The sequence below is a fragment of the Conyzicola sp. genome, from assembly GCF_046714715.1.
Lineage (GTDB): Bacteria > Actinomycetota > Actinomycetes > Actinomycetales > Microbacteriaceae > Conyzicola.
Map to the genome: position 1 here is coordinate 1 of NZ_JBKKAD010000014.1, position 15,074 is coordinate 15,074.

Annotated in this window: 15 protein-coding genes and 1 pseudogene; 9 read left to right on the forward strand and 7 right to left on the reverse strand. The window is 66.4% G+C overall.

Annotation, left to right across the window (positions count from 1 at the left end; translation table 11 throughout):
- Nucleotides 1–228 precede the first annotated feature (228 nt).
- From sufB to ACLQ6X_RS01345, 7 genes and pseudogenes are all read left to right on the forward strand, one after another.
- Nucleotides 229–1,647 (forward strand): annotated as a pseudogene (gene sufB / locus ACLQ6X_RS01315) (Fe-S cluster assembly protein SufB).
- Entirely contained in the window at nt 1,648–2,865 is a 1,218-nt protein-coding gene (gene sufD, locus ACLQ6X_RS01320) for a Fe-S cluster assembly protein SufD (protein WP_411698358.1), read from the forward strand. It begins immediately after the preceding pseudogene.
- Nucleotides 2,865–3,209, forward strand: coding sequence for a non-heme iron oxygenase ferredoxin subunit (locus ACLQ6X_RS01325; RefSeq protein WP_411698359.1), 345 nt, complete (start codon nt 2,865–2,867; stop codon nt 3,207–3,209). The genes sufD and ACLQ6X_RS01325 overlap by 1 nt, the downstream gene beginning before the upstream one ends.
- A gap of 9 nt (nt 3,210–3,218) precedes the next feature.
- Nucleotides 3,219–3,983 (forward strand): Fe-S cluster assembly ATPase SufC, encoded by a 765-nt coding sequence (sufC, locus tag ACLQ6X_RS01330; protein ID WP_411698360.1) that lies wholly within the window; start codon nt 3,219–3,221, stop codon nt 3,981–3,983.
- Nucleotides 3,984–3,987: 4 nt separating this feature from the next.
- A complete protein-coding gene (locus ACLQ6X_RS01335; protein ID WP_188509392.1) occupies nt 3,988–4,317 on the forward strand; it encodes a metal-sulfur cluster assembly factor in 330 nt (109 codons plus the stop codon).
- A 50-nt stretch (nt 4,318–4,367) separates the two neighbouring features.
- Nucleotides 4,368–6,014 (forward strand): sensor histidine kinase, encoded by a 1,647-nt coding sequence (locus ACLQ6X_RS01340; RefSeq protein ID WP_411698361.1) that lies wholly within the window; start codon nt 4,368–4,370, stop codon nt 6,012–6,014.
- Entirely contained in the window at nt 6,011–7,129 is a 1,119-nt protein-coding gene (locus ACLQ6X_RS01345) for a GGDEF domain-containing protein (RefSeq protein ID WP_411698362.1), read from the forward strand. Before ACLQ6X_RS01340 ends, ACLQ6X_RS01345 begins: the two co-directional genes overlap by 4 nt.
- Before the next feature lie 134 nt (nt 7,130–7,263).
- Here the strand turns inward: ACLQ6X_RS01345 and ACLQ6X_RS01350 are convergent, their stop codons facing one another.
- Nucleotides 7,264–8,271: a glycoside hydrolase family 6 protein gene (locus ACLQ6X_RS01350; protein WP_411698363.1), complete on the reverse strand. Its 1,008-nt coding sequence runs from the start codon at nt 8,269–8,271 to the stop codon at nt 7,264–7,266.
- Between the two features lie 91 nt (nt 8,272–8,362).
- On the reverse strand, nt 8,363–8,971 hold the full coding sequence (locus ACLQ6X_RS01355) for a biotin transporter BioY (RefSeq protein ID WP_411698364.1): 609 nt from the start codon (nt 8,969–8,971) through the stop codon (nt 8,363–8,365).
- 140 nt (nt 8,972–9,111) lie between these two features.
- Between ACLQ6X_RS01355 and ACLQ6X_RS01360 the strand changes: the two genes are divergently transcribed.
- The gene (locus tag ACLQ6X_RS01360; RefSeq protein WP_411698371.1) at nt 9,112–10,710 is read left to right on the forward strand and encodes an ABC-F family ATP-binding cassette domain-containing protein; all 1,599 of its coding nucleotides are present in this window, start codon (nt 9,112–9,114) and stop codon (nt 10,708–10,710) included.
- Between the two features lie 95 nt (nt 10,711–10,805).
- On the opposite strand, the gene ACLQ6X_RS01365 is transcribed toward ACLQ6X_RS01360, so the two are convergent.
- The 3 genes from ACLQ6X_RS01365 to ACLQ6X_RS01375 are packed head-to-tail and all read right to left on the reverse strand — an operon-like array spanning nt 10,806 to nt 12,177.
- Nucleotides 10,806–11,648, reverse strand: coding sequence for an SURF1 family protein (locus tag ACLQ6X_RS01365; protein WP_411698365.1), 843 nt, complete (start codon nt 11,646–11,648; stop codon nt 10,806–10,808).
- Nucleotides 11,645–11,878, reverse strand: a complete 234-nt coding sequence (locus tag ACLQ6X_RS01370; protein ID WP_411698366.1) for a hypothetical protein — start codon at nt 11,876–11,878, stop codon at nt 11,645–11,647. The genes ACLQ6X_RS01365 and ACLQ6X_RS01370 overlap by 4 nt, the downstream gene beginning before the upstream one ends.
- Entirely contained in the window at nt 11,875–12,177 is a 303-nt protein-coding gene (locus ACLQ6X_RS01375) for a DUF3099 domain-containing protein (protein ID WP_411698367.1), read from the reverse strand. The genes ACLQ6X_RS01370 and ACLQ6X_RS01375 overlap by 4 nt, the downstream gene beginning before the upstream one ends.
- Nucleotides 12,178–12,256: 79 nt before the next feature.
- Between ACLQ6X_RS01375 and fabG the strand changes: the two genes are divergently transcribed.
- Nucleotides 12,257–12,979 carry a 3-oxoacyl-ACP reductase FabG gene (fabG, locus tag ACLQ6X_RS01380; RefSeq protein WP_411698368.1) on the forward strand — a complete coding sequence of 241 codons (723 nt, stop codon included), beginning with the start codon at nt 12,257–12,259 and terminating at the stop codon, nt 12,977–12,979.
- 13 nt (nt 12,980–12,992) lie between these two features.
- Here fabG and serB read toward each other — a convergent pair whose 3' ends face one another.
- Together serB and ACLQ6X_RS01390 are read right to left on the reverse strand one after the other, a co-directional pair.
- Nucleotides 12,993–13,631 (reverse strand): phosphoserine phosphatase SerB, encoded by a 639-nt coding sequence (serB, locus tag ACLQ6X_RS01385; RefSeq protein ID WP_411698369.1) that lies wholly within the window; start codon nt 13,629–13,631, stop codon nt 12,993–12,995.
- Between the two features lie 73 nt (nt 13,632–13,704).
- Nucleotides 13,705–14,946, reverse strand: coding sequence for a glucose-1-phosphate adenylyltransferase (locus tag ACLQ6X_RS01390; RefSeq protein ID WP_411698370.1), 1,242 nt, complete (start codon nt 14,944–14,946; stop codon nt 13,705–13,707).
- Between the last annotated feature and the right edge of the window lie 128 nt (nt 14,947–15,074).

The window sequence follows — 15,074 nt, forward strand, 5'->3', positions numbered from 1 at the left end:
GAACACAGCCCGTGCCGGGGAGTCGATGGAGACTTGCGTCCCTGACCGATTCACAGCGTCAGGCGTCGCAGTCCGGGTTCAAGTCTAAGCAAGCCGTAGGTGCACCAATCACACCCGCTCGCCGCGACGAAGCAAGAACGTATGCGCACAGATATTTCCCGGTAAAAAGCTGCGTGACGGAATACCGCTGCACCCACCTTGGTTGCTGCCGGTAGGAAAGAGGTAACTATGACTGACGTGCTGATCGATCGCCCGGAACTCAACAGTCTCGGACAGTACGAGTTCGGCTGGTCGGATTCCGACGCTGCCGGTGCATCCGCTCGCCGTGGAATCAACGAGGAAGTCGTCACCGACATCTCGAACTTGAAGAACGAAGCGGAGTGGATGCTCAAGCTCCGGCTCAAGGGGCTCAAACTCTTCGGCATGAAGCCGATGCCGACGTGGGGTGCCGATCTGTCCGGCATCGACTTCGACAACATCTAGTACTTCGTCCGCTCCACCGAGAAGCAGGCGCAGTCGTGGGAAGACCTCCCCGACGACATCAAGGACACCTACGAGAAGCTCGGTATTCCCGAGGCCGAGCGCAAGCGCCTGGTCTCCGGTGTCGCCGCACAGTACGAGTCGGAGGTGGTTTACCACACCATCAACGCCGAGCTCGAGGCCCAGGGCGTCATCTTCATGGACACCGACACCGCGCTGCGCGAGCACCCCGAGTTCTTCGAGGAGTACTTCGGCACGGTCATCCCGCCCGGCGACAACAAGTTCGCGGCGCTCAACACCGCCGTCTGGTCGGGTGGATCGTTCGTCTACGTGCCGAAGGGCGTCCACGTCGAGATCCCGCTGCAGGCCTACTTCCGCATCAACACCGAGAACATGGGCCAGTTCGAGCGCACGCTGATCATCGCCGACGAGGGTTCCTACGTTCACTACATCGAGGGCTGCACGGCCCCGATCTACAAGAGCGACTCGCTGCACTCGGCCGTCGTCGAGATCATCGTGAAGAAGAACGCCCGCGTTCGGTACACGACGATCCAGAACTGGTCGAACAACGTCTACAACCTCGTCACCAAGCGTGCGGTCGCCCACGAGGGCGCCACCATGGAGTGGATCGACGGAAACATCGGTTCCAAGGTCACGATGAAGTACCCGTCGATCTACCTGATGGGCGAGCACGCCAAGGGCGAGACGCTCTCGGTCGCTTTCGCGGGCCCCGGCCAGCACCAGGACGCGGGCGCCAAGATGATCCACATGGCGCCGTACACGACGTCGTCGATCGTCTCGAAGTCGATCGCCCGAGGCGGCGGACGCGCGGGATACCGCGGAGAAGTGCGCGTGGATGCCGCGGCTCACCACTCGGCGAACACCGTGCGTTGCGACGCCCTCCTGGTCGACACGATCTCCCGGTCCGACACCTACCCGGCCATCGACATCCGGGTCGACGACGTGCAGCTCGGTCACGAGGCCACCGTCTCGCGTGTCAGCGCCGAGCAGCTCTTCTACCTGCAGTCGCGCGGAATGCCCGAAGACGAGGCCATGGCGATGATCGTGCGCGGCTTCATCGAGCCCATCGCCCGCGAGCTGCCCATGGAATACGCCCTCGAACTCAACAAGCTCATCGAGATGAGCATGGAAGGCAGCGTCGGCTAAATGTCAGTCGTTACACCCGAGTCAACCCAGCAGCACGGAGCGAAAGCGCACAGCGACGGAGGCTGGGATGCCCCCGAGGGCGCCTTCGTTCCCGTTCAGACGCGTTCCGACCGTTTCAAGTCGAACGTTCCGAGCGAGCACCCCGACGTGAACGGCCGCGAGGCCGAGTGGAAGCTCACTCCCGTCGACCTGCTCCGGCCCCTGATCGACGGTGAACTGGACGGCTCGCCGTACCCGTTCCTCGTCACCGAGACCGACGGTGCGGATGTCGAGTGGATCGACCGCACCGACGCGCGCATCGGCGCCGTGGGACAGGCGGAAGAGAAGTCGTCCGCCAACGCGTGGAACTCGTTCGAGAAGGCGATGGCGATCACCATCACCGGCGAAGAGACCTCCGAGATCACGATCTCGCGCTCGATGCTCGGCGACGCCGCGCGCGGCGCCCACACCGTGATCACCGCCACGAAGAACAGCCGCGGCCGTGTCATCCTGCTCAACACCTCGCAGGCGCACCTCGTCGAGAACATCGAGATCGTCGTCGAAGACGGCGCGCAGCTGGCGGTCGTCTCGGTGCAGGAGTGGGCGGACGACGCCATCCACCTCGCCACGCACTTCGCGACGGTCGGCCGCGACGCCACGTTCCGTCACGTCGTCGTGTCGCTCGGCGGCAAGGTCGTTCGCGTGAACCCGTCGGTCGCCCTCTCGGGCGAGGGAGCAGACGGCGAACTCTCCGGCCTCTACTTCGCCGACGCCGGCCAGCACCTCGAACAGCGCGTGTACATGCACCACGAGGGCGCCAACACCAAGGGTCGCGTCAACTACAAGGGCGCGCTGCAGGGCGCCGGTGCCCACACCGTCTGGGTCGGCGACGTGCTGATCGGGCCGGCTGCCGCGGGCACCGATTCGTACGAACAGAACCGCAACCTCGTGCTGAGCGAGGGCACCCGAGCCGATTCAATCCCGAACCTCGAAATCGAGACCGGCGACATCCTCGGTGCCGGGCACGCCAGTGCGACGGGACGTTTCGACGACGAGCAGCTCTTCTACCTCCAGGCCCGCGGAATCACCGAGCACGAAGCGCGTCGCCTCGTCGTGCTGGGGTTCCTCACCGAGATCATCCAGAAGATCGGCAAGCCCGAACTCGAGCAGCGCCTGCAGATCTCCATCGACGAAGAACTGAACCGCAGTTCGAGCAAGATCGTCGGGGGAGCGGAGTAATGGCCGAACCCACCAAGGTATGCAGCAAGGCCGACCTGTCCCCGAGCACCGCCCTGCGCGTCGTGGTCGACGGCAAGCCCATCGCGGTCGTGATGGATTCGGCCGGAGCCGTGCACGCGCTCGGCGATACCTGCACGCACGGCGACATCTCGCTGGCCGAGGGATTCGTCGAAGACGACACGCTCGAGTGCTGGGCCCACGGCTCGAAATTCGACCTCACGTCGGGCAAGCCCCTCACCCTTCCGGCCTACGAGCCGGTTCCCGTGTACACGGTCTCCATTGTCGATGACGATGTTTTCATCGACCCCACCCCGATCGCCACCAGCGACTCCGTCGCCGTTTAGGACCACAACATGTCAGTACTTGAAGTAAAAGATCTCCGCGTCAGCGTCGAGACCGAGCAGGGCACCAAGGAAATCCTCAAGGGCGTCGACCTGTCGATCGCCGAGGGCGAGATCCACGCCATCATGGGCCCGAATGGCTCCGGCAAGTCCACCCTCGCGTACACGATCGCCGGTCACCCGAAGTATCACGTCGAGGGAGGCTCGGTCACCCTCGACGGCGTCGAGGTGCTCACGATGAGCGTCGACGAGCGCGCGCGAGCCGGTCTCTTCCTGGCCATGCAGTACCCGGTCGAGATCCCGGGCGTCACCGTCTCGAACTTCCTGCGCACCGCGAAGACCGCGATCGACGGCGAAGCGCCCGCGCTGCGCCCGTGGCTCAAAGAGGTCAAGGGCGCGATGAGCGACCTGCGCATGGACAAGGCCTTCGCCGAGCGCAACGTCAACGAGGGCTTCTCGGGCGGAGAGAAGAAGCGCCACGAGATCCTCCAGCTCGAACTGCTCAAGCCGAAGTTCGCCATCCTCGACGAGACCGACTCGGGCCTCGACGTCGACGCGCTCAAGGTCGTCTCCGAGGGCGTCAACCGCGCGAAGGACAACACCGGTCTCGGACTGCTGCTCATCACGCACTACACGCGCATCCTGCGGTACATCAAGCCGGACTTCGTGCACGTGTTCGTCGATGGCCGCGTCGCGGAAGAGGGCGGCCCCGAGCTCGCCGACCGTCTCGAAGACGAGGGCTACGATCGCTATGTCTCCGCGACCGGCGTAGCGTAGAACCATGGCCACCGCACTCGCTCCCGTGCTCTTCGACCAGGTCGAAGAGGCACTGAAAGACGTCATGGATCCCGAGCTCGGGGTCAACATCGTCGACCTCGGACTGATCTACGACCTCACCTGGGACGACGAGAACAACGCGCTCATCATCAGCATGACGCTGACGAGCGCCGGTTGTCCGTTGACCGATGTGCTCGAGGAGCAGACCGCTCAGGCACTCGACGGAGTGGTCGACGCCTTCCGCATCAATTGGGTATGGATGCCGCCGTGGGGTCCCGAGAAGATCACCGACGACGGTCGCGACATGATGAGGGCGCTCGGCTTCGCAATGTGACATCCGGCGGCGTCACGGGCCACCCGCGCGGAGTGAAGTAGTCTCTCTTTATGGACCGTTCTAGTACTCCTCAAGATTCGGTCCAGTCCTCTCGGATCTCCCGGTCGATAGTCAACAGCCAGCTGCTCATTTCTGCGGCGATGCTGCTGTTCGCCGTCGTGGTGTTCGCCATCCAGCCGGACGCGTTCCAGGAACCCCTGTTCTTCGTCTCGCTCCTGCTCGTCTTCGTTCTCACCGGCGTCGCCCTCATCACCGACTGGACGCCGAGCCGCAAGCCGTGGGCCGCCGTCCTGCCCGTGCTCGACATTCTCGCGATCGTCGGCATCCGCGAGGCGCAACCGCAATTGGGCGCAGGCCTGCTGCTCGTGCTCCCCGTGATCTGGCTGGCACGCAACTACGGTTTCGTCGGCGCCGTGGGCGGAGTGGTGTTGGCCACCCTGGCGATCTGGGTGGCGTGGCCCTTCCGTGGAGTGCAGATCAGCATCACCGACTTCGTCGGTCTCGTTCTGTTGCCGCTGACCTTCGCCTTCATCTCGACGACCACCTACGCCACCAGCCGTCGCAGCCAGAGCCAGCGCGCGCTCCTGCGTCAGCAGGCGGCCCTCGTCGAGTCTGCGCTCGTGCGCGCCCGCAAGCAGGAGCGGCTGCTCAAGGAGGTGCTCAACGCCGTGGAGTTCGGCGTGATCGCTTTCGACGACCGCGGTCGGGCGACCCTGCGTAACAACGCGCATGAGCAGTCGCTCCGCGAGTTCGGGGCTCCGCACTCCGCGGTCATCCACCCCGTCATCTACGAGCCGGACGGCACGACCGTGTATTCGGATTCGGAGCGTCCCTACGCCCGCGCCCTCGCGGGCGAGGAATTCGAGAACCTCGTCTACTGGGTGGGTTCACCGGGCGAGACACGCGCCGCCTTCTCGGCGACCGCCCGCCAGACGAAGAATTCCGACGGCCACGCCGACGGCGGCGTCGTCGTGGTGCGCGACGTGACCGTCGAACTCGAGGCGGTGCGCGCGCGCGAGAACCTCGCGGCATCGGTGAGCCACGAGCTGCGCACACCGCTCACGTCGATCATCGGGTTTCTCGAGCTCGCCGTCGATGCTCCCGAGCTCACCAGCGAGACCCGGCGGATGCTCGACATCGCCGCGCGCAACTCCGAACGGATGCTCGGCCTCGTCACCGACCTCCTCCAGACCGCGAGCGACAAGGACGGTTCGCTCACGCTCGAGATCTCGTCGTGCGATATCGCGGAGCTCGCCCGCCAGGCGGTCGAGTCGTCGCAGCTCGCAGCCGGCCAGCGCGAACTCACGGTAGTGACAGACATCGACCGACCGGCCATCACGAACGCCGACCCGTTCCGCATCAGGCAGGTCATCGACAACCTGCTCAGCAACGCGGTCAAATACAACCGCACCGGGGGATCGATCACGGTCGCCGTCGGCTTCTCCGACGACTCGGTGCGCGTCGACGTCACCGACACCGGCGTCGGGGTCTCCGAGGCCGATCAGGTGCACCTCTTCGACCGGTTCTTTCGCGCCGGCTCTGCCCGCCGTTCCGACGTCGTCGGCACCGGCCTCGGGCTGGGCATCAGCCGCGACATCGCCAAACTGCACGGCGGCAGCCTCTCGGTGACGAGCGAGGTCGGTGTCGGAAGCTCCTTCTCGCTGATCCTGCCCGCCACGACCCAGGAAACCGCATGAACCTCGACACACTGACAGTGCTCTACGCCAGCGGCCTCGTCGTCACTGCCGCCGGTACATCCTTCGTCATCAGTTCGATCTTCCGGCGCGACGACGAGGTGGCCCGCCTCTGGGGACTGGGCTTCATCTCCGGCATGCTCGCGACCATCGCCTATGCCGCGTGGGGATACAGCCCCGAGCTGTGGTGGATCACCGGCATCGGAAACGCCGCGCTCGTTTTCGCGATGGGCGCCATGTGGGCGGGGAGCCGGGCGTACAACGCCGCGCGCCCGTTGCTGCTCGTGGCGATGATCGTGGCAACGATCGTCTTCGCGGCGGTCGTCATTCACGGACCAGAGGGTGGCGAGTGGGCCGGGGCACCGGTGATGTACATCGCCATCGCGGGCTTCACGGCCGCGACCGCCGTCGAGACGATGCGCGGACAGCTACGCCGCCGCGTCTACGCGCGCATTCTCTCCGTGGTCTTCCTGGCTATCTCGGCCTACTACCTGGCCCGCACTGTCGTCTATTTCGTCGCGGGCGAATCGAGCGTCGCGTTCCTCAGCTATTTCGGTACCGTGAACACGACCCTTCTGAACATCGGATTCCTCACCGTCGCGTCTATCTCGTTCTCGGTTCTGCAGAGCGAACGCATCCCCGACTACGCGCGGGAGAAGACATCCGACCGCTCCACGATTGCGGGCGTCGCCTCGCGCACGCTCTTCGAACAGCAGGCGCAGGACTGGTTGCGTCGCGCCCACCGCGCCGACGATTCGCTCACCCTCGCGATCTTCGAGGTCGAGAACCTCGACCAGATGAATATCGCGCTCGGGTCGGAATACGGAGAACGCGCCATCCAGACCGTCGGCTGGTTCACCAGGGACAACGTGCCGACCGCCTCGATCGTCGGCCGGCTCAGCCCGCGACGGTTCGCCGTGATCACACCCTCGCCAGCAGTGGGCGAGCCTCGTGACGTTGCGGAACGGGTGATGACGGCCATCGCCGAGAACCCCATCGACGAGATCGAGGGAGTGCGCGCCCTGGCCGCCTTCGGGGTAGCGACCACCGCCGACGCCGGATACGACTTTGCCGATCTCGCCCGGTCGGCCGCGGCCGGTCTGAACCAGGACGTCTAGAGATCCGAGCGAAACCTAGGGTGCGATCGTGAGCACGTCGGTCGCCGTCTGCTTCGCACACTCCGCCCACGTCGGCGTGGTCTGCAACAGCAGCTCAGATCCGGGCCTTCGGATTTCCGCTCGTGACCGCGTCGCTAGTTGCGAACGAGGGCGAGGGCTCCCGCGTTCCACCATTCGCCCGCGCCCGGTCCGCCGTTGCACTCGCCGTCGCTTTCGCCGGGCGTCTTGATCCACAGTTCGGCGTCGAGGTGGCCCTCGGCGAAGGCCGCCGGCGGGCTTCCGAGCGCGCTTCCGGCGGGGTTGCACCACTCGCCGTTCGATCCGTTGCCGTTGCGGCCCGTGTCGACGACATAGTGCGCGTCGCCCGTGAGCGCGCTCAAGCGTTCGGCGTAGGCGACCTCGTCGTCAGTGGTGTTGTAGTTGGAGACGTTGGTGGCGAATCCCCGCACACGGTCGACCCCGGCCCGCGCGAGCAGCGCGGCGGTCTGCTCGACCGGGTGCCAGTTCGAGTGGCCGCCATCGAGGTAGATCACGGCGGCGGTCGCCTCGAACCGGGTGATCGCGTCATGGGTGGTCGCGACCCGCGAGTCGGTGTTGCCGCACTCCTCGGCGAGCGACAGCGAGTCGGGTTCGAGAACAACCGCGGTGGTGGTGTCGCCGATGCCCGCGGCGACGGCGTCGAGCCAGAGCGGGTATTCGGCGGCGGTCAGCCCGCCGGCGGAGAAGTTGCCGCAGTCGCGCTCGGGGATCCCGTAGACCACGAAGGTCGCGATCGTGTCGGAGGCGGTCTCGGCTGCGACGATCTCCGACACGTACGAGCCGATCGATGCCGTGGGGTGCGCTTCGGGAACCAACCAGATCGCCTGCGGCGTCGTCGACAGGGCGAGGATGTCGGCGGCGTCGGCCGCGCTCAGGGTGGGGTCGGCGGCCGCCCGAACGGCGGCGGAGTCGGGGTTGACGTAGAACTGTCCGCTGCCGAGCGGGTTGCTGGTGCCCGAGGACAGCGGCAGGTCAGACAACACGGTGTTCCACAGGTACGAGCCTCCCGCCGCGATGACCAGCGCCCCGGCGACGATGATCGCGATTACGCCCTTGGGGTCGATGCGCCACGGGCTGCGGCGGGGCACGGCGGTCTGTGCCACGGCTGATCCTTAGGTGGCTCGGGATAGAGCTCGCGGCACGAAGCATAGAGATCCTCGGGGGAAGCCCGGTTCCACGATACCCGCCGATCCGCTACGCGGCGTCGTTCGCCCTGCGGTCGTCGGAACGGTGCACGGCCAACCAGGTGAGGCGCATGACCGCTGCCGCGAAGACCGCCTTGACGATTCCGCCGATGATGAACGGGTACAGCCCGCCCTGCAGCGTCTGCTCGAGGGTGAGGCCGAGAGCGATCGAGAGCCAGGTCATACCGAAGACGAAGGTGACCACGGTTCCGGCGAGGAACGCGGCGATGCCGCCGAAGATCTTGTGGTCCCACTCGCGCTCGGCGAGGTAGCCGGTGAGCGCGGCGGCGAAGATGAAGCCGACGATGTAGCCGCCGGTCGGGCCGAGGATGACGCTGATTCCCTGTGCGCCTTCGCTGTATACCGGCAGGAACAGGCCGAGCACGGCGTAGAGCGCCATGGCGAGCGCGCCACGGGTGGCGCCGAGCGCTCCGGCGACGATGAGCACGGCCGCGGTCTGGCCGGTGATCGGCACGGGGTAGAGCGGAACGACGACCTGCGCGGCGAGAGCGGTGAGCCCGGCGCCCGCGGCGATGAGCACGGCGTCGGTGGCGAGGCTGCGGCTGAACAGACGGTCAGCGAGAGTCGGGCGGCCGGCGGCCAGGGTCAGTGTCGTCATGAACGCTCCTAGGGTGTCGCGTGCGGCGAGGCCGCACACAGTGCATGGGCAGAAAGCTTTGCTGTCCGCTCAAGTAGACTATCGGTCTCACCCCTTACTTCTGTGTTGTCGAAACACGCCTAAACAATTGGACTTTGCCTGTGCTTGCCGTGCATGATCTCGAATTACGAGTGGGCGCAAGAGTGCTCATGGATGAGGTCAACTTCCGCGTTGACAAGGGCGACAAGATCGGCCTCGTCGGGCGCAACGGAGCGGGCAAGACCACGCTCACGAAGACGCTCGCCGGCGAACTGCAGCCCTCGGGCGGCCGCATCGACCGGTCCGGGGAGATCGGCTACCTGCCGCAGGACCCGCGGTCGGGAAATCCCGAAGACCTCGCTCGCACGCGCATCCTCGATGCTCGCGGCCTGGGCACCCTGCTCATCGGCATGAACAAGACGATGACCGATATGGCCAGCCCCGACGCCGCCGTCAGCGCCGCCGCCATGAAGAAGTACGGCAACCTCGAGGAACGCTTCACGGCCCTCGGCGGCTATGCGGCGGAGGCCGAGGCCGCGTCGATCGCGAGCAATCTCAGTCTTCCCGACCGCATTCTCGACCAGCCGCTCTCCACGCTGTCGGGTGGTCAGCGCCGCCGCATCGAGCTCGCCCGCATCCTGTTCTCGGGTGCCGACACGATGCTGCTCGACGAACCGACCAACCACCTCGACGCCGACTCCGTCGTCTGGCTGCGCGACTACCTCAAGAGTTTCCAGGGCGGTCTGATCGTGATCACCCACGATATTGCGCTCGTCGAAGAGACCGTCAACAAGGTCTTCTACCTCGACGGCAACCGCCAGGTCATCGACGTCTACAACATGGGCTGGAAGAACTACCTCAAGCAGCGCGCCTCCGACGAGGAGCGCCGCAAGAAGGAGCGCGCCAACGCCGAGAAAAAGGCGTCGGTGCTGCAGACGCAGGCCGCGAAGTTCGGCGCCAAAGCGTCGAAGGCGGCGTCGGCCCACCAGATGGTGGCCCGCGCCGAGAAGCTGCTCGCCGGCCTCGACGAGGTGCGCACCGTGGAGCGCGTGGCCAAGCTGCGCTTCCCCGAACCCGCGCCCTGCGGCAAGACGCCCCTGATGGCGTCGAACCTGAGCAAGAGCTACGGCTCGCTCGAGATCTTCACCTCGGTCGACCTCGCGATCGACCGCGGCTCAAAAGTGGTCATACTCGGATTGAACGGTGCGGGAAAGACCACGCTGCTTCGGATGCTCGCGGGCGTCGACAAACCCGACACGGGGCAGATCGAGCCGGGCCACGGCCTCCGCGTGGGCTACTACGCCCAGGAGCACGAGACCATCGACGTCAAGCGCACCGTGCTGCAGAACATGGTGTCGTCGTCACCGAGCATCACCGAGATGGAGGCGCGCCGCGTTCTCGGCTCGTTCCTGTTCACCGGCGACGACGGCCACAAGCTCGCGGGCGTGCTCTCCGGTGGGGAGAAGACCCGCCTCGCGCTGGCGATGATCGTGGTCTCGGGCGCGAACGTGCTGCTGCTCGACGAGCCCACTAACAACCTCGACCCCGCGAGCCGCTTCGAGATCCTCGACGCGCTCGCGAACTACTCGGGTGCCGTCGTGCTGGTCAGCCACGACGAGGGCGCCGTCGAGGCGCTCAACCCCGAGCGGGTTCTCATCCTGCCCGACGGCGTGGAAGACCACTGGAACGCCGACTACCTCGACCTGATCACTCTGGCCTAGGCTGCTTCGCTGATTGAGTAAGGCCGTCTGCGGCCTGTATCGAAATCCCCTCTGGGTTTCGACACGGTCGCTGCGCGACCTACTCAACCAGCAATCTAACGGCCCGAGTCGATCAGCTCGTCTTCGATCTCGGCGTCGGTGCGCGTGCGCGCGGCGTCCTTGACGCGTCGTGCCTCGGCGCGCACCATCTCGTCGGGGTCGTCCTCGTTGATGCGCCGGTACTCCTGGCGCAATCCGTAGCCGAGGCCGAAGAATCCGAACAGCGCGAACACGAGCCATTGGAACGCGTAGGACAGGTGCGGCCCCTCGTCGCGCGCCGGCTTGGTGGCGGCGAGCGGACGGTCGGCGGGTGCGGGATTCTCGTTCACCATGAGGCCGTACGCCCCGGTGTAGACCGGGCGGTCGAGCATGCCCGCGATCTCGTCCAGCTGGATCGTGGCGATCTGGCCGGCCGGCGCCGAACGGCCGGGAAGCGTGGGCTCCCCGGGCTTCAGCCGGGCGGTGACCGTGACCTCGCCGGTGGGTGCGGCCGGAATCACGTCGGGCGCATCCTGCTCGCGGCCCGTCGGCAACCCGCCACGGTCGACGATGAAGACGCTGCCGTCGGCGAGCAGCAGGGGGGTGAGCACCTCGAAGCCCGGGCCGCTGTTGTACGGCCGGTTGCGCACGAGCAGTTCGTCGTCCGAGAGGTAGGTTCCCGTCATCGTCACGGGCGTCCACTTGTCGCTCAGGTCGAACGAATCCAGCTCGGGCAGCGCCTCGGCGAGCGGTACGGGCTCGGCAGAGTAGTTGTTGTCGATGCGGGCCAGTTCTTCGAGCGCGGTGTCGCGACGATCGAGCTGCCAGAGGCACAACCCGACGCAGACGATCGCGAAGACGACCGCGAGGGCCAGGTACCGGGCCCAGTGCCAGGTGAAGGCGAAGCCCCAGCCCCTCACGACGCGTCTCCGACACGTTCGACGGCCACGCCGAGCGGCGTCACGGCCACCGGGAACCCGCGTGTGTCCAGGTAGTCGCGCAGATACTCGCTGTGCTCGTCACACGCGAGCCAGACCTTGACCCGGTCGATCGGGTGGATGCGCGGGTTGCGCCAGTTCACGTTCCAGACCGCCTCGCTGCGGCAGCCGGATCGGGAGCAGCGCAGTTCGTCGGTCGAGCCGCCGATCACGCGTCGTGGTCCGGTCCGTACGGGCTCGGGCCGCGGGGGTCGCGCACGGGCACGATCGCCCCGGGCCGCTCGACGTCGCCCGGAGTTCCGCCGTGTACGTTGTTCGCCAGCACGACGGCGATGTAGGGCAGCACGACGGCGCCGAGTCCGACGACCAGAAGCCACCAGCCCTGCACGAAGAAGAGCAGGATCACGCAGACGAGACGGATGCTCATCGCCACCGTGTACTGGATCATGCGCTTGCGACGGTCGTCTGCTGGCGACGCCGGAAGCGAAGTGATCGACTGCTGGGTCTTCATGTCCTGGGCTCTCAGGGGGCCGGAAGGCCCCCACACCCTCAAGCTTAAGTCTTTTCCGGCTGACAGTAAGCTGGTGCGCATGACTTTTGCCGCACCGACCATCCGCACAGTTCTCATCACGGGAGGCAACCGCGGAATCGGTTTCGCCATCGCGGAACAATTCGTCGCCGAGGGCCACCGCGTGGCCGTCACGGCCCGGTCGGGCGAGGGGCCAGAGGGTTCCCTGACGGTGAAGGCGGATGTCACGGACGCCGCGAGCCTCGACGCCGCGTTCACCGAGGTAGAAGCGGCCTACGGACCGGTCGAGGTCGTCGTCGCCAACGCCGGCATCACGCGCGACCTGCTGCTCGTGCGCATGAACGAGCAGGACTTCACCGACGTCATCGACACCAATCTCACGGGCGCGTTCCGCGTGGTCAAGCGCGCCTCCAAGGGCATGATGAAGGCGCGGTTCGGTCGCATCATCCTGGTCTCGAGCGTGTCCGGACTGCTCGGGGCCGCGGGCCAGATCAACTACTCGGCCTCGAAGAGCGGCCTCATCGGCCTCGCCCGCTCGGTGACCCGCGAGCTCGGCTCGCGCGGCATCACGGCGAACGTGGTCGCCCCCGGCCTCATCGAGACGGAGATGACGGCGGTGCTGTCCGACGAGGTGCAGGCCGACTACAAGAAGTCGATCCCGGCCGGCCGGTTCGCATCACCGCAGGAGGTCGCGAAGGTCATCTCCTGGCTCGCGGGCGACGATGCGGGCTACATCTCCGGCGCGGTCATCCCCGTCGACGGCGGCCTGGGAATGGGCCACTAGCCCCCCACCACAACTAGCCCCGAAGGCCCAGCAACGGCAGCAGCAGGCTCATGTCGCGCACGTCGATGAGCACGTGCGCCTCGTCGCGTACCGGCGCCTTCGCGTCGAAGCCGACGGACAGGCCGGTGATGGCCATCATCTCGAGGTCGTTGGCCCCGTCGCCGACGGCCATGGTCTGGCCGAGCGGCACGTCGAACTCGTCGGCCCACTCCCGCAGCGTGTCCGCCTTCGCGCGCGCGTCGATGATGGGGCCCACGAGTCCGCCGGTCAGCACGCCGTCGACGATCTCGAGACGGTTCGCTCGCCAGCGGTCGAGTCCGAGCTGCGCGGCGACCGGGTCGAGCACCTCGTGGAATCCGCCGGAGACGACGGCGACCCTGCCCCCCGCGCCCTGGACGGCCGCGATCATCTCGGGCACGCCATCCGTCACAACGATGCGGGGCGCGACCTCCGCGAAGACGCTCTCGGCCAGTCCGGCCAGGGTGGCCACCCGGGCGCGCAGGCTCTGCTCGAAGTCGAGCTCGCCGTTCATCGCGCTGAGCGTGATCCCGGCCACGAGGGGAAGCGTGCCCGCGACCTCCGCGAGCAGTTCGATCACCTCGTTCTCGATGAGGGTGGAATCGACGTCGAGCACTACGAGAAATCGGGCCATGGGCGCGCTGTAGCCTTCCTGGAACGTGAAACGGGTGGGCTACGTGCCCTGGCCGGATAGGCCGGGCTGACGGCTACGGCGAGACGTGTACGCCCTTGCCGACGATCGTGATGCCCGAGTCGGTGACGGTCAGCCCGCGCGCCCGGTCGGAATCGGCGTCGACACCCACGTGGGCGCCGGCTCCGATGACCACGTCTTTGTCGAGAATAGCGCGGCGCACGACGGCGTTCGGCTCGATGCGGGCACGCTCGAACACGATCGAGTCGACCACCATGGCGCCGGATTCCACCGTCGTCCACGGGCCGAGCACGCTGCGCTCGATGTGCGCGCCCGAAAGCAGCGAACCGAGCGACACGATCGAGTCGATCGTGGTGCCGAGGTAGCCGCGGGCGTCGCGCACGAACTTGGCCGGAGGCGAGTTGAGCTGCTGGCTGAAGATCGGCCACTCGCGGTTGTACAGGTTGAAGATCGGCAGGGCCGAGATGAGGTCCTGGTGCGCCTCGAAGAAGGAGTCGATGCTACCGACGTCACGCCAGTAGAACCGGTCGCGATCGGTCGACCCGGGAACCTCGTTCTGGTTGAGGTCGTAGACGCCGGCGGCCCCGCGCGACACGAAGTCGGGAACGATGTCGCCGCCCATGTCGTGGTTGGAGTCGCTGCGTTCGCCGTCGCGCAGCACGGCGTCGATGAGGATGTCGGCGTCGAAGACGTAGTTGCCCATCGAGGCGAGAACCTCGTTGGGGGAGTCGGCGAGACCCTCGGCGTTCTGCGGCTTCTCGAGGAACGCGTTGATCTTGGTCGGGTCGTCCTTGTCGAGCTCGATCACGCCGAACTGGTCGGCGAGGCTGATCGGCTGGCGGATCGCGGCGACGGTGAGTCCACGGCCGGACGCGATGTGCGCGTCGATCATCTGGCTGAAATCCATGCGGTACACGTGGTCGGCGCCGACCACCACGACGATGTCGGGCTTCTCGTCGCGGAGCAGGTTGAGGCTCTGCAGGATCGCGTCGGCGGAACCGCTGAACCAGCGCTTGCCGAGGCGCTGCTGCGCCGGTACGGATGCCACGTAGGCGTCGAGCAGCCCGCTGAGGCGCCACGTCTGAGAGATGTGACGGTCGAGGCTGTGCGACTTGTACTGGGTGAGGACCACGATCTTGGTGAGACCGGAGTTGATGAGGTTGCTCAGGGCGAAGTCGATGAGACGGTACCCGCCACCGAAGGGCACGGCGGGCTTGGCCCGATCCGCGGTAAGCGGCATCAGCCGCTTTCCTTCTCCACCCGCGAGCACAATTCCAAAGATCTTCTTCGATGCCATGGCTACAGAGTATGCGAGCGAGCGGAGCTGTACTACCGTCTGACTATGCGAGTCGATCTAATTTCACGTGAGTATCCGCCTGAGGTATACGGGGGAGCCGGCGTGCACGTCTCCGAACTCGTTCGTGC

Excerpts from the sequence above, each read along its gene's own strand:
- sufD (WP_411698358.1), top strand. The coding sequence starts at position 1,648 with ATGTCAGTCGTTACACCCGAGTCAACCCAGCAGCACGGAGCGAAAGCG.
- ACLQ6X_RS01325 (WP_411698359.1), top strand. The coding sequence starts at position 2,865 with ATGGCCGAACCCACCAAGGTATGCAGCAAGGCCGACCTGTCCCCGAGC.
- sufC (WP_411698360.1), top strand. The coding sequence starts at position 3,219 with ATGTCAGTACTTGAAGTAAAAGATCTCCGCGTCAGCGTCGAGACCGAG.
- ACLQ6X_RS01335 (WP_188509392.1), top strand. The coding sequence starts at position 3,988 with ATGGCCACCGCACTCGCTCCCGTGCTCTTCGACCAGGTCGAAGAGGCA.
- ACLQ6X_RS01340 (WP_411698361.1), top strand. The coding sequence starts at position 4,368 with ATGGACCGTTCTAGTACTCCTCAAGATTCGGTCCAGTCCTCTCGGATC.
- ACLQ6X_RS01345 (WP_411698362.1), top strand. The coding sequence starts at position 6,011 with ATGAACCTCGACACACTGACAGTGCTCTACGCCAGCGGCCTCGTCGTC.
- ACLQ6X_RS01355 (WP_411698364.1), bottom strand. The coding sequence starts at position 8,971 with ATGACGACACTGACCCTGGCCGCCGGCCGCCCGACTCTCGCTGACCGT.
- ACLQ6X_RS01375 (WP_411698367.1), bottom strand. The coding sequence starts at position 12,177 with ATGAAGACCCAGCAGTCGATCACTTCGCTTCCGGCGTCGCCAGCAGAC.
- fabG (WP_411698368.1), top strand. The coding sequence starts at position 12,257 with ATGACTTTTGCCGCACCGACCATCCGCACAGTTCTCATCACGGGAGGC.
- serB (WP_411698369.1), bottom strand. The coding sequence starts at position 13,631 with ATGGCCCGATTTCTCGTAGTGCTCGACGTCGATTCCACCCTCATCGAG.
- ACLQ6X_RS01390 (WP_411698370.1), bottom strand. The coding sequence starts at position 14,946 with ATGGCATCGAAGAAGATCTTTGGAATTGTGCTCGCGGGTGGAGAAGGA.